Source organism: Streptomyces aurantiogriseus, from assembly GCF_014649375.1.
Taxonomy (GTDB): Bacteria; Actinomycetota; Actinomycetes; order Streptomycetales; family Streptomycetaceae; genus Streptomyces; species Streptomyces aurantiogriseus.
The window spans coordinates 168,112-180,854 of sequence record NZ_BMSX01000004.1; the positions used below are offsets into that span (position 1 = coordinate 168,112).

General features: G+C 72.4%; 10 protein-coding genes. 3 read left to right on the forward strand and 7 right to left on the reverse strand.

Annotated features, from left to right (window positions below):
* Positions 1-160: 160 nt before the first annotated feature.
* From IE263_RS10220 to rsmI, 6 genes are all read right to left on the reverse strand, one after another.
* Positions 161-1,069, reverse strand: coding sequence for a 4-(cytidine 5'-diphospho)-2-C-methyl-D-erythritol kinase (locus tag IE263_RS10220; protein ID WP_189934617.1), 909 nt, complete (start codon positions 1,067-1,069; stop codon positions 161-163).
* Entirely contained in the window at positions 1,066-1,938 is an 873-nt protein-coding gene (rsmA, locus tag IE263_RS10225; RefSeq protein ID WP_189934619.1) for a 16S rRNA (adenine(1518)-N(6)/adenine(1519)-N(6))-dimethyltransferase RsmA, read from the reverse strand. Before rsmA ends, IE263_RS10220 begins: the two co-directional genes overlap by 4 nt.
* A 211-nt stretch (positions 1,939-2,149) precedes the next feature.
* Positions 2,150-3,703: a resuscitation-promoting factor gene (locus tag IE263_RS10230; RefSeq protein ID WP_373311933.1), complete on the reverse strand. Its 1,554-nt coding sequence runs from the start codon at positions 3,701-3,703 to the stop codon at positions 2,150-2,152.
* A 118-nt stretch (positions 3,704-3,821) separates the two neighbouring features.
* Positions 3,822-4,700 (reverse strand): TatD family hydrolase, encoded by an 879-nt coding sequence (locus IE263_RS10235; protein ID WP_189934621.1) that lies wholly within the window; start codon positions 4,698-4,700, stop codon positions 3,822-3,824.
* Positions 4,701-4,757: 57 nt separating this feature from the next.
* Positions 4,758-5,198 carry a hypothetical protein gene (locus IE263_RS10240; protein WP_189934623.1) on the reverse strand — a complete coding sequence of 147 codons (441 nt, stop codon included), beginning with the start codon at positions 5,196-5,198 and terminating at the stop codon, positions 4,758-4,760.
* 306 nt (positions 5,199-5,504) lie between these two features.
* Positions 5,505-6,368: a 16S rRNA (cytidine(1402)-2'-O)-methyltransferase gene (rsmI, locus tag IE263_RS10245; protein WP_189934625.1), complete on the reverse strand. Its 864-nt coding sequence runs from the start codon at positions 6,366-6,368 to the stop codon at positions 5,505-5,507.
* A gap of 63 nt (positions 6,369-6,431) precedes the next feature.
* Here rsmI and IE263_RS10250 point away from each other — a divergent pair, with 63 nt between their 5' ends.
* The 3 genes from IE263_RS10250 to IE263_RS10260 all read left to right on the forward strand — a co-directional run bounded on the left by IE263_RS10250 (position 6,432) and on the right by IE263_RS10260 (position 12,185).
* Positions 6,432-8,183, forward strand: coding sequence for a dolichyl-phosphate-mannose--protein mannosyltransferase (locus IE263_RS10250; protein ID WP_189934627.1), 1,752 nt, complete (start codon positions 6,432-6,434; stop codon positions 8,181-8,183).
* 189 nt (positions 8,184-8,372) lie between these two features.
* Complete coding sequence (locus IE263_RS10255; RefSeq protein ID WP_189934629.1) at positions 8,373-10,013, forward strand: penicillin-binding transpeptidase domain-containing protein; 1,641 nt, start codon at positions 8,373-8,375, stop codon at positions 10,011-10,013.
* 492 nt (positions 10,014-10,505) lie between these two features.
* Positions 10,506-12,185 (forward strand): penicillin-binding transpeptidase domain-containing protein, encoded by a 1,680-nt coding sequence (locus tag IE263_RS10260; RefSeq protein WP_189934631.1) that lies wholly within the window; start codon positions 10,506-10,508, stop codon positions 12,183-12,185.
* A 7-nt stretch (positions 12,186-12,192) separates the two neighbouring features.
* Here IE263_RS10260 and IE263_RS10265 read toward each other — a convergent pair whose 3' ends face one another.
* Positions 12,193-12,567 carry an SsgA family sporulation/cell division regulator gene (locus IE263_RS10265; protein WP_189934633.1) on the reverse strand — a complete coding sequence of 125 codons (375 nt, stop codon included), beginning with the start codon at positions 12,565-12,567 and terminating at the stop codon, positions 12,193-12,195.
* Positions 12,568-12,743 lie beyond the last annotated feature (176 nt).

The window sequence follows — 12,743 nt, forward strand, 5'->3', positions numbered from 1 at the left end:
CCCTAGAGGCCCCTGATTTCTCCCGTGTACTGCGAGCGCAGTAATTCCGTGTGGAGATCTCGCGAAGAGTGTTTACCGCGTCACGAGGCGGCACAGAGGAGTCACGCTCCGCCTCCGTCCACCCATCCGCCCGTCCGCCCTTATGCCCTCTGACGCCGGATCAGCGCGACGGACGTCCGAGCACGGTCGCCCCCGGCGCCGGCCCCGACGCCGTGCGCACGCTCCGGCAGGTTCCGGATGTCCGCAGCGCCTCGGCGACCTTCGCTGCGGAGGAGGGGTCGCGCGCGAGGAACGCGGTGGTCGGGCCCGAGCCCGAGACGAGGGTCGCGAGCGCCCCGGCCGCGCGCCCCGCGGCGAGCGTGTCGGCGAGTTCGGGGAAGAGGGACAGGGCGGCGGGCTGGAGGTCGTTGGAGACGGTCGCCGCGAGTGCGTCGGGGTCGCCCTTGGCGAGGGCGTCGAGGAGTTCCTCGGAGGCGACGGGTTCGGGGATGTCGCGGCCCTCGGCGAGCCGGTCGAACTCCCGGAACACGGCCGGCGTCGACAGCCCCCGCTCGGCCATCGCGAACACCCAGTGGAAGGTGCCGCCGACCTCCAGGGCCGTCAGTTTCTCGCCCCGCCCGGTGCCGAGGGCGGCGCCGCCGACCAGGCTGAAGGGCACGTCGCTGCCCAGTTCCGCGCAGATGTCGAGGAGTTCGTCGCGGCTCGCGCGCGTGCCCCACAGCGCGTCGCAGGCGAGGAGCGCGCCGGCGCCGTCCGCGCTGCCGCCCGCCATGCCGCCGGCGACGGGGATGTCCTTGGCGATGTGGAGGTGCACGTCCGGCGTGCGGCCGTACCGCTCGGCGAGCGCGACGGCCGCGCGCGCGGCGAGGTTCGTGCGGTCCAGGGGGACCTGGCCGGCGTCCGGGCCCTCGCAGGTGACGCGGAGTTCGTCGGCCGGGGTCACCGTGACCTCGTCGTACAGGCCGACCGCCAGGAAGACGTTCGCCAGGTCGTGGAAGCCGTCGGGGCGGGCGGCGCCCACGGCGAGCTGGACGTTGACCTTGGCGGGCACGCGGACGGTGACGCTCACTCGGAATCCTTCTGCTGGTGCTCGGCGATCCGCGCGAACTCCTCGACGGTCAGCGACTCGCCGCGCGCCTGCGGGGACACACCGGCCGCGACGAGCGCCGCCTCGGCCCGTGCCGCGGACCCCGCCCAGCCGGCGAGCGCGGCCCGCAGGGTCTTGCGGCGCTGGGCGAACGCCGCGTCGATGACGGCGAAGACCTCGTTCTTCGAGGCGGTGGTCTTGAGCGGCTCGGCCCGGCGGACCAGCGAGACGAGCCCGCTGTCGACGTTCGGCGCCGGCCAGAAGACGTTGCGCCCGATGGCGCCGGCCCGCTTGACCTCGGCGTACCAGTTGGCCTTCACGGACGGCACGCCGTACACCTTCGAGCCGGGCGCGGCGGCGAGCCGGTCGGCGACCTCCGACTGGACCATGACGAGGGTGCGTTCGATGCTCGGGAAGGTGTCGAGCATGTGCAGCAGCACGGGCACGGCGACGTTGTACGGCAGGTTCGCCACGAGCGCGGTCGGGGCGGGGCCCGGCAGTTCGGTCACGTGCATCGCGTCGGAGTGCACCAGCGCGAAACGCTCCGCGCGCTCCGGCATGCGCGCCGTGATCGTCGCGGGCAGCGCGCTCGCCAGCACGTCGTCGATCTCGACGGCCGTGACCCGGTCGGCGGCCTCCAGCAGCGCGAGGGTGAGGGAGCCGAGCCCCGGCCCGACCTCGACGACCACGTCGTCGGGCCGTACCTCCGCGGTACGGACGATACGGCGGACCGTGTTCGCGTCGATCACGAAGTTCTGACCGCGCTGCTTGGTGGGACGCACACCGAGGGCTGCCGCCAGCTCACGGATGTCGGCGGGGCCCAGGAGGGCGTCGGGGGTGGGGCTGCTCACGGGACAAGGGTACGGGGGTGCGGTGGGGGCGGCTGCCGTACGGGGTGCACCGGGCGCGGCTGTCCAGGCTGCCCGGCGCTGCCCGGCGCTGCCGGCGCTGCTGCTCGGGGGTGGGTGGCGCGGCTCGGCGCTGACGGGGTGCCGCCCTTCTGCAGCGGGAGCCGCCCCAAGGCGGCACGACTGCCCGCGGTTCCACGCCTGCGGCCGGCGCTCAGCCCTGAAGTCGCGCCCCGCAGTGCGGCCAGGGGCTCGTGCCCTGGCGCATGTACAGCTTCTTCGCGCGGAGGGTCTGTTCTGCCGCCGAGGCGTCCTGGGGGCGGCCGGTGCCGCCGAGGCTGTGCCAGGTGCGGGTGTCGAACTGGTACAGGCCGCCGTAGGTGCCCGACGGGTCGACCGCGTTCGGGCGGCCGCCGGACTCGCAGGCGGCGAGGCCCTGCCAGTTGAGGTGGTCGACGCCGTGTACGGAGGTCGGCAGGGGTTTCGTGCCCACCTTCACGACCTGGGCGCGCGGCTCACGGACGAGCTCGGTCCTGAGCCGCTTCGGCCGCTGGCGGACGCCGTTGACGGTGCGCAGGGAGTACGTGACCCGTCGCAGCCCGGGCTGCCCGGCGCGCTCCACGACCTCCGTGCCCTTGAACAGGGACGGGTCCTCGGTGCGCCGTACCCGGAACGGGATCGCCTCCTCGCGCACTTCTTTCATCCCGGTGATGCGCAGCACGGTGACCGTCTGTCCGTCGCGCGGGAAGCTGCCGGGCGGGACGGACGTGGTGTCCTGGCCGCGCAGGGTGATGCCGGCCGCCTCGACCGCCTCGCGCACGGTCGCCGCGTTGGTGCGGATGGTGCGGGAGCGGCCGTCGGCCATGATCGTCAGGGCGCGCTCGGTGCGTACGTCCAGCGCGAGCCCCGCGCGTCCGATGCGCTGGGAGCGCGCGGCAGAGAGATACGCGCCCTCGGCGCGCACCCCGAGCTGTTTGAGCGCCTCCTCCACCGTGCGCGCCGTCGTCCACACTTCGCGCCGGTGTCCGTCCAGCGTGAGCCGTACGAGGCGCCCGTAGCGCACCGCGATCTCGTCGCCGCTGGCGAGCGCCGTCCCGCGGGCGGGCGCCACCAGGTCGTGCTCCCCCACTGTCACGCTCTGCTCCGCCAGCAGCTCGGTCACGTCGTCGGCGAAGGTGTGCAGGGTGCGCGGCTTGCCGTCGACGGTGAGCTCGATCGCCTTGTCCTCTGCGACGAAGGCGGTGGTGCCGCCGGCGAGGAAGGCGACGACGAGTGCCTGCGGCAGCAGACGGCGCACCGTGGATTCCGGGCGCTCGGCGAAGCGCGCCCTCCGCCGGCGCGCGGCCCGCCGCCTCGCTCCGGCGTGCGCGACGGGCGCCGGAGCCCACTCGACCAGCGTGCGCGCGTCACCGACGGCGCTCACCGTGACTCCCGCGCCGCCGACGCCGTCGACGACGCCCTGAACGCCGTACGCGCCGTCAATGTCCGCCACGCCCGGGCTCCCGGCACCTTCGGGATACCCCGCACCCCAGCCCACCTGACGTGGAAGCGTCGCTTCGGGCATCTCGTAGGCGGGCCGGTACGTGTCCTCGTACGCCCCGGGCATCTCGTACGCGCCGGGCGTGCCCTGCTCTCCGGGCGCCGCGTACGTCCCGTACGCCAGCGTCTCCGCGGTGTGCACGTCGAGGTACGGGTCGGGGGTGCCGTACGGGTCGGCGTGGGGGTTCTGTGCGTACTGCGCGTTCCACGGATGGGAGGAGTTGCTCACGCCGACACGCTCCAGGGGTCCTGGGGTCCGGAGGGGTCCGGATCGGGCCCCCAGAACCTAGCGGAGCCACCGTCACTCTCCAAAGCGACGCGGCTACTCAGAGTTGTGTTCGGATGAGTCAGTAGTCGAACGCGCGGGCCGTGTTGGCGGCGAGGGCCGTCGCCAGGGTGTCCTCGTCGATGCCGCGGACGGCGGCCATGGCACGGACCGTGACGGGGACGAGATACGGGGCGTTGGGCCGTCCGCGGTAGGGCGCCGGGGTGAGGAAGGGGGCGTCGGTCTCCACCAGGACCAGCTCCAGGGGGGCGACGGTGAGGGCGTCGCGCAGGTTCTGGGCGTTCTTGAAGGTGACGTTGCCGGCGAAGGACATGAAGTATCCGGCGCGGGCGCAGATCTCCGCCATGTCGGCGTCGCCGGAGTAGCAGTGGAAGACGGTGCGCTCGGGGGCGCCCTCCTCCTTCAGGATCCGCAGGACGTCGGCGTGGGCGTCGCGGTCGTGGATGACGAGGGCCTTGCCGTGGCGCTTGGCGATCTCGATGTGGCTGCGGAAGGACCGCTCCTGCGCCTCCTTGCCCTCCGGGCCGGTGCGGAAGTAGTCCAGTCCCGTCTCGCCGACACCCTTCACGTGGGGGAGCGCGGCCAGGCGGTCGATCTCGGCGAGCGCCTCGTCGAGCGCCCTCGCGCCCCCCGGCTCGCGTGCTCCCTGCCGGGACCAGCCGTCGGGGTCGCCGTGGACGATGCGCGGGGCCTCGTTGGGGTGCAGGGCGACGGCGGCGTGGACGCTCTCGTGGGCGGCCGCCGTTTCGGCCGCCCACTGGGAGCCGCGGACGTCGCAGCCGACCTGGACGACCGTCGTCACGCCGACCGACGCGGCTTTCGCGAGGCCCTCCTCCACCGTGCCGGACTGCATGTCGAGGTGGGTGTGGGAGTCGGCGACCGGCACCCGGAGGGGGGCCGGGAGCGGCGGCGCCGCGTTCTTGTCGGCGTTCGAAGGCATGCCCCGATCCTACGGAAGGCGCATGCCCGTTCGGCCGCCCGCCGGTCGCCGACCGGCTCAGCTCGCCTTGCGCTGGAAGGGGTGCAGCAGATCGGACAGGTGCCAGTGGTGGTGCTGCTGGGAGCGCTCGTCGTGGCCCTCGCGCCCCTCCCGCACCTCGTGCTCCCCGTCGGCCTCCGGCGCCTCCACCGGCCCGGCCGCCGGCGTGTGCCGGGACCCGCGGGCCGCACTGAGCACCGAGGAGACCTGCCCCGGCCGCATGATGCGTACGACGTGCCCGTCGCAGTTCTGGCACGTGGGGCGGCTCAGCGGGGACGGCACGATCCGGCCGTTCGCCACGTACTGGACGAACTCGTGTCCGTCGGCGTCGGTGTGGTGCTCGATCTCGTACGACTGCTCCCAGCCGTGCCCGCAGCGCATGCAGGCGAAGGAGTACGACTCGTGCACGACGGGGATCGCCGCGGTGCGCAGGCCGGTCTGCCCTGTGATGTCACTCATGCCAGCTCCTGATCGTCCGCTGGACAAACGCCCCCGGTGCGCGGGTTCCCCCCGGAACCCAGTGGGGGCGAGGGACGGGTGCGTCCCTGAGTCCAGTGGACTCCCCTGTCGGGGCGAAGGCATCAGACCTGTCGAGTGTTGGGTCCGATTTGGGCGTTCCTTGCCGAAGCGGCCTGGGCGAGGGGCCTGGGCTTTGCCTTTCGCGAAGGCGTTTTGCCCGGCCATGGGGCGCGCGCTCAGGGGAGACGCGCCCCGCTCAGAGGAGGCGTCCGCCCTGGTCAGGGGCGCGCACCGCAGGCGCACCCCTCATCCCACACGCCCCGCGTTCTTCGCGGCGACCACGGCGTCGAACACCTCCCGCTTGGGCACCCCCGCCTCCGCCGCCACCGCCGCGATGGCCTCCTTGCGGCGCTCGCCGGCCTCCTCGCGCACCCGCACGCGCCGTACGAGCTCCTCCGCGTCGAGTTCCTCGGGCCCGCGCTCGGGCGCCCCGGCCACCACCACGGTGATCTCGCCACGCACGCCCTCCGCCGCCCAGGCGGCCAGCTCGCCGAGCGGCCCGCGCCTGACCTCCTCGTACGTCTTGGTCAGCTCCCGGCAGACGGCGGCCCGCCGCTCTGCGCCGAACGCCTCGGCCATGGCGGCGAGCGTGTCGTCGAGCCGGTGCGGAGCCTCGAAGTACACCAGGGTGCGGCGTTCCTCCGCCACGTCCCGCAGCCGTGACAACCGCTCCCCCGCCTTGCGGGGCAGGAACCCCTCGAAGCAGAAGCGGTCGACGGGCAGCCCGGACAGGGCGAGGGCCGTGAGGACGGCGGACGGGCCGGGGACGGCGGTGACCCGGATGTCCTTCTCGACGGCCGCGGCGACCAGCCGGTACCCGGGGTCGGACACGGACGGCATCCCGGCGTCGGTGACGAGCAGCACGCGCGCGCCGCCGAGCAGGTCCTCGACGAGTTCGGGCGTGCGGGCGGACTCGTTGCCCTCGAAGTACGACACGACGCGCCCCTTGGGCGTCACGCCGAGCGCCTGCGTCAGCCGGCGCAGCCGACGCGTGTCCTCGGCGGCGACGACGTCGGCGCCGGCCAGCTCCTCGGCGAGCCGGGGCGGGGCGTCCGCGATGTCCCCGATGGGGGTGCCTGCAAGGACCAGGGTTCCGGGTGCGACTGTCACGTTTCCATCCTCGCAGGGGGAGAGACACGGGACTCGCACAGACGGGTTCCCTACGATGGCGCGGTGACCAGTACCGCGTCCTCCACGGACTCCACGGACTACCGGCAGGACCACGCGCCGCAGGACCAGCGGCCGACGTGGCGGCAGCGGCTGCGCCGTTTCGGATACACGACGGCGCCGAGCAGCGACGTCCGTGAACGGCTGGTGCCGCCGTTCGCCGAGCCGAGCCCGCGCCTGTGGCAGGCGCTCGGCGTGCCGCCCACTCTGGCGGACCGCGTCACGCGCTGGTCGGGCTGGGCCGGTCCGCTGCTGATCACGCTGGTGGCGGGGGTGCTGCGGTTCTGGAACCTGGGCAGCCCGAAGGCGGTGATATTCGACGAGACGTACTACGCGAAGGACGCGTGGGCGCTCGTCCACCGCGGTTTCGAGGTCAACTGGGACAAGAACGCCAACGACCTCATCCTCTCCTCGGGCGGTCATGTCGGCGTCCCGACGGACGCCGCGTACGTGGTGCATCCGCCGGTCGGCAAGTACGTGATCGGGCTGGGCGAGCTGATGTTCGGCTTCGATCCGTTCGGCTGGCGGTTCATGACGGCGCTGCTGGGGACGCTCTCCGTCCTGATGCTGTGCCGGATCGGCCGCCGCCTCTTCCGCTCCACGTTCCTGGGCTGTCTGGCGGGCGCGCTGATGGCGGTCGACGGGCTGCACTTCGTGATGAGCCGCACCTCGCTGCTCGACGGGGTGCTGATGTTCTTCGTGCTGGCGACGTTCGGCTGTCTGGTGATCGACCGGGACAAGGCGCGCGAGCGGCTCGCGGCGGCGCTGCCGCCGGACGCTGACGGCCGCCACCGCCCGGACGCGCACATCGCCGAGACCGCGCGCCTGGGGTGGCGCCCCTGGCGCTGGGCGGCCGGTGTGATGCTGGGGCTGGCGATCGGCACGAAGTGGAACGGCCTGTACATCCTGGTCGCGTTCTGCCTGATGACGGTCCTGTGGGACGTGGCCTCGCGCCGGGTCGCCGGTGCGCGCCACCCGTACCGGGCGGTGCTGAAGCGCGACACGGGCCTGGCGTTCCTGGCCACCGTGCCGGTCGCGCTGGTGACGTACGTGGTGTCGTGGACGGGCTGGATCCTCTCCCCCAGCGACGGCTCCGGCGGCTACTACCGCAACTGGGCGGCCACCGACGGCAGGGGCGGCAGCTGGACGTGGCTGTTCCCGGACTGGTGGCGCAGCCTGTGGCACTACGAGCACGAGGTGTTCGAGTTCCACACCCACCTGACCTCGCCGCACACGTACCAGTCGAACCCGTGGAGCTGGATCGTCCTGGGCCGCCCGGTCTCGTACTTCTACGAGTCCCCGGCGCCCGGCAAGGACGGCTGCCCGGTGGACGCGGGCGAGAAGTGCGCGCGGGAGGTCCTGGCGATCGGTACGCCGATGCTGTGGTGGGCGGCCTGCTTCGCGATCCTGTTCGTGCTGTGGCGCTGGCTGCTGCGCCGCGACTGGCGCGCGGGCGCGATCGCCTGCGGCATCGCGGCCGGCTACCTGCCGTGGTTCCTGTACCAGGAGCGCACGATCTTCCTCTTCTACGCCGTCGTCTTCCTGCCGTTCCTGTGTCTGGCGGTGGCGATGATGATCGGGGCGATCGTCGGCCGGCCGGGGTCGAGCGACACACGGCGGGTGGCGGGGGCGACGGGCGCGGGCGTGCTGGTGCTGCTGATCGCGTGGAACTTCATCTACTTCTGGCCGCTGTACACGGGGACATCGATCCCGATCGACGACTGGCGGTCGCGGATGTGGCTGGACACCTGGGTGTGAGTCCGTCACCGGATCGCCCAAATATCCCCAAAACCCGATCTCCGTTCGGACAACTTCCGGAAACTCCCGTCACAGGAGACCCCGCCTCCGCATACAGTGCGAGCACGACCCGGCCTTTCTGAACGCGTTCAGAAAACGCTCGGAGAGGCTCACGGGGGACCGAAGGGGAGAACGGGGAGGGTTCGCATCATGCGCAAGGGGGCCAAGGCGGCGATCGTCGGCTCGGTGTTCGCCGTGATGGTGGGCGGGGCGGGGTACGGCGCCTTCAACATCGTGAACGCGCTGAACGGGGACGGCACCGGCGGATCGGGGGGCGGCGAGCCGGTGGCGGTGAAGAAGAGCGGGCCGCCGAGCGACTCGGAGGTGAAGGACACGACCGCCCAGTTCTTCGCCGCCTGGGAGAAAGGGGAGGCCGCGGCCGCGGCGGCGCTCACCAACAACGCGGAGAAGGCGGAGCCGCTGCTGACCTCGTACGCGCAGGCCGCGCACATCAGCGGCGTGAAGATCACGCCGGGGTCGGCGACCGGGGACACCGTGCCGTTCACGGTGCAGGCGACGGTGTCGTACGAGGGGAAGTCCAAACCGCTGTCGTACAAGAGCTCGCTGACGGTGGTGCGGGGCATCACGACCGGGAAGGCGCTGGTGGACTGGCAGCCGTCGGTGGTCCATCCGGAGCTGAAGTCCATGGACGACACGCTCGTCACGGGTGAGTCGGCGGCGCCGCCGATCGAAGCCGTGGACCGCAACGGCAAGGTGCTGACGAAGGAGAAGTACCCCTCGCTCGGGCCGATCCTGGACCAGCTGCGCGCCACGTACGGCGACAAGGCGGGCGGGACGGCCGGTGTCGAGCTGGCGATCCGGCACGCCACGCCGGACACCGCCGACACCTCGCTGCTGACCCTCGCCGAGGGCAAGGCGGGCAAGCTGCCCACCACGCTCGACGCGGGCATGCAGGCGGCGGCCGAGAAGGCGGTGCAGAAGTACAGCAAGTCGTCGGTGGTGGCCGTCCAGCCGAGCACCGGTGAGGTGCTGGCGGTCGCCAACCACCGCGACGACGGCTTCAACGCCGCCTTCCTGGGAGAGCGGGCGCCCGGCTCCACCATGAAGATCATCAGCGCGGCCACCCTCATCGACAACGGGCTCACCACGGCGAACGGTCCGGCGCCCTGTCCGGACGAGGCGGTCTCCGAGAGCCAGACCTTCCACAACCTCGAGAACATGACCCCGAACAACAACGCGACCCTCTCGGAGAGCTTCGCCCGTTCCTGCAACACCGCGTTCGTGAAGTTCGCGGACGAGGTCCAGGTCGACTCCCTCACCAACGAGGCGCAGGATCGTTTCGGGCTCGGGCGGGACAACTGGAAGACCGGCATCCCGTCCTTCGACGGCCGTGTCCCGGCCTCCGGCGGCCCGGACACCGCGGCCAACCTGATCGGCCAGGGCCAGGTCCAGATGAACCCGCTGAACATGGCGTCCGTGACGGCGACCGCGATGACGGGCACCTTCCGGCAGCCCGTCATCGTGCCGCAGAGCCTCGACGACCGTGAGCTCGCACGCGCGCGCGGGCTGTCCTCGAGCACCGTGGAGCAGCTGCGCTCGATGATGAACCGCACCGCGACCAGCGGCACCGCCGCCGAGGTCATGTCCGAGCTGAGCGGCCGCATCGGCGCGAAGACCGGCTCCGCCGAGGTCGACGGAAACGCCCGGTCCGACAGCTGGTTCACCGGCTACCGCAACGACACAGCCGCCGCGGCCATGGTCGAGGACGGCGGACACGGCAGCGACGCGGCCGGCCCGATCGTGGCGACGGTGCTGCAGGCGGGCGGCTGAGGCGCACGGGCCGGCGCTGCGGGCGGCGGCCGAGCCCGCGCGGGGGCCGACGGCCGAGCCCGCGCACGGGGCCGTCGGCCCGGCGCGGGCTCGCGACCGCACGCCGGCGTGCGCCGAGCCCCGCACGCCGGGGGCGCGCGCACCCGCGCCCGGGTCGGCGGCTGAGGCGCCGGCGGAGGCCGCGGCACCAGGCCTGCCTTCAAGTCCGCGCGCGGGCCCGTGCCCCTGTCGGCGTCGGGGCGGGGAGCCCGGGCGCGGGTTTTTTCGGCCGAGGCACGGGCCGCGGGGCCCGGACCTGCGGTCGAGGCCGGGCAGGGAGCCTCAATCGGCCCGCTGGACGGGCCCGTCAGGGCGTGGCTGACGTCACATGTGACGTCTGTTCACGTGAGGGGACTCTAGGGTGGTCGTGGTCGTTGGGGTCGGTGAGGGCAACGGCAGCTGGCGGGGTCAGTGGGGCCGACGGGCTCCCGGGATCGCGGAGGATCGCAGGCAGTGGGCAAGAGAAGGCGCGTCGCCGAGCGACGGAACAAGCGGCCTGCCGTGGTCGCCGGCATGATCGCCGTCGTCGTCGGCGGTGCCGGCTTCGGCGTGTACGCACTGTACGGCGGCGGAGCGGCGGCCGAGGACGGCGCGAGCGCGGCTGCCGAGAAGAAGCCGGCGGTCAAGACCGGCCCGCTGTCGGCGACCGAGGTCACCACCGCGGCCCAGACGTTCCTCACGGCCTGGCAGCAGGGGAAGGCCGCCCAGGCGGCGGCCGTCACCGACGATCCGGCGGCTGCCACGGCCCTGCTCACCGGGTACACCAAGGACGCGCACATCACCGGCGTCACCCTCACCGCCGGCACGCGCGCGGGAAACGCAGGCAACACGGTCCCGTTCTCCGTGAAGGGCACGGTGACCTACAAGAAGACGACGAAGCCGCTGACGTACGACAGCAGGCTGACCGTCGTGCGGCGGGCGAAGGACGGCAAGCCGCTGGTCGACTGGCACGCCTCCGTGGTCCACCCCGATCTCGCCGACGGGGACACCCTGGTGACCGGCGAGGCCGGCGACCCGCCGGTCAAGGCGCTCGACAAGCACGGCGGTGAGCTGACCGCCAAGAAGTACCCGTCGCTGGCCACCGTGCTGGACGGCCTGCGCGAGAAGTACGGCAAGAAGGCCGGCGGCACGGCGGGCGTCGAGCTGCGGGTGGTGCGCGGCAAGGCGTCGAAGGCGAAGAAGGCCTCCGACAAGACGCTCCTGGAGCTCAGCGAGGGCACGCCGGGCACCGTGAAGACGACGCTGAGCCCGACCCTGCAGGCCGAGGCGGAGAAGCTGGTGGCGAGCCGTCAGCGCGCCTCGGTCGTGCTCATGCGGGCCTCGACGGGCGAGATCCTCGCCGTCGCCAACAGCAACCCCAACTTCAACACGGCCTTCCAGGGTTCCCTGGCGCCCGGCTCCACGATGAAGGTCATCACCTCGTCGCTGCTGATCGAGAAGGACCTGGCGTCGGCGGACAAGGCGCACCCCTGCCCGAAGTACTTCACGTACGGCGGCTGGAAGTTCCAGAACGACGACAAGTTCGAGATCAAGGGCGGCACGTTCAAGGCGAGCTTCGCGCGCTCCTGCAACACGGCCTTCATCAGCCAGGCGGGCGAGCTGGACAACGACAGCCTCACGAAGCAGGCGCAGCAGGTCTTCGGGCTGTCCATGAACAACTGGTCGATCGGGGTGCCCACCTTCGACGGCTCGGTTCCGGTGCAGTCGGCCGCCCAGATGGCCGCGTCGCTGATCGGGCAGGGCGGGGTGCGGATGAACCCGCTGAACATGGCGTCGGTCGCCGCGACCGTCAAGGCGGGCACCTTCCACCAGCCGTACCTGGTGGCGCCGTCGGTCGACGACCGCACGCTCGCCACCGCCTCGCGCACGATGTCGTCGTCGACGCTGTCGCAGCTGCGGGAGCTGATGAACTACACGGCCGCGTACGGCACGGCGGCCGAGGCGATGTCCGGGCTCGGCCCCGACTACGGCGCGAAGACCGGCTCGGCGGAGGTGGACGGCCAGGAGAAGCCCAACGGCTGGTTCACCGCCTACCGGGGCGACCTCGCGGCGGCGGGCGTCGTCCAGCAGGGCGGCCACGGAAGCGACACGGCCGGGCCGATCGTGGCGGCGCTGCTGAAGGCGGGCGGCTGAGCAGCCGTCAGTGGGTGACGTGCGGCCGGCGGCCGACGGGCTGTGCCGCCGCCGTGTAGGTGCGGCGCAGGAAGCGCAGCAGCGTCTTGGACTCGAACTGCACGACCGACACGCCCTGCGAGGAGTGGAACTCGACCACGGCCTGCACCCGTCCGCACGGCCACACCCGGACCTCTCCGCTGCCGGCCGGGGCGCGCAGGCCCTGTTCGAGGAGGGCGCGGGCGATGGTCCGCTCGTGGGCGCCGGGCAGTCCGACCCGGACGGTGCGGGGGTCGTCCTCGGGGTCGTAGCGCAGGACGACGGGGACGGCCGCGTGTTCCTCGTCGAGGAGGTCCGCGTCCGTGACGATGTGGGCTCGCGCGTACTGCTCGACTACAGACATCGAGACGCCCTCTCACCGTATGTGACCTGTGTGGAAGCTGTGCGTCCGCTCCCCCTCCAATGTCGCATATTTTCCGGAGGCCGCTCCTTGGGGCGGGGGTATCTCACATGTGCGATACACGGGAGCAACAGAGCGAGAGCAATGAACGAGTCACTCGCTCTTGCGAACCGTTCGCA

What these genes read in the sequence shown, in the direction of transcription:
- IE263_RS10235 (WP_189934621.1), bottom strand. Translation starts at nt 4,700, where the DNA reads ATGCCTTCGAACGCCGACAAGAACGCGGCGCCGCCGCTCCCGGCCCCC.
- IE263_RS10240 (WP_189934623.1), bottom strand. Translation starts at nt 5,198, where the DNA reads ATGAGTGACATCACAGGGCAGACCGGCCTGCGCACCGCGGCGATCCCC.
- IE263_RS10255 (WP_189934629.1), top strand. Translation starts at nt 8,373, where the DNA reads ATGCGCAAGGGGGCCAAGGCGGCGATCGTCGGCTCGGTGTTCGCCGTG.
- IE263_RS10265 (WP_189934633.1), bottom strand. Translation starts at nt 12,567, where the DNA reads ATGTCTGTAGTCGAGCAGTACGCGCGAGCCCACATCGTCACGGACGCG.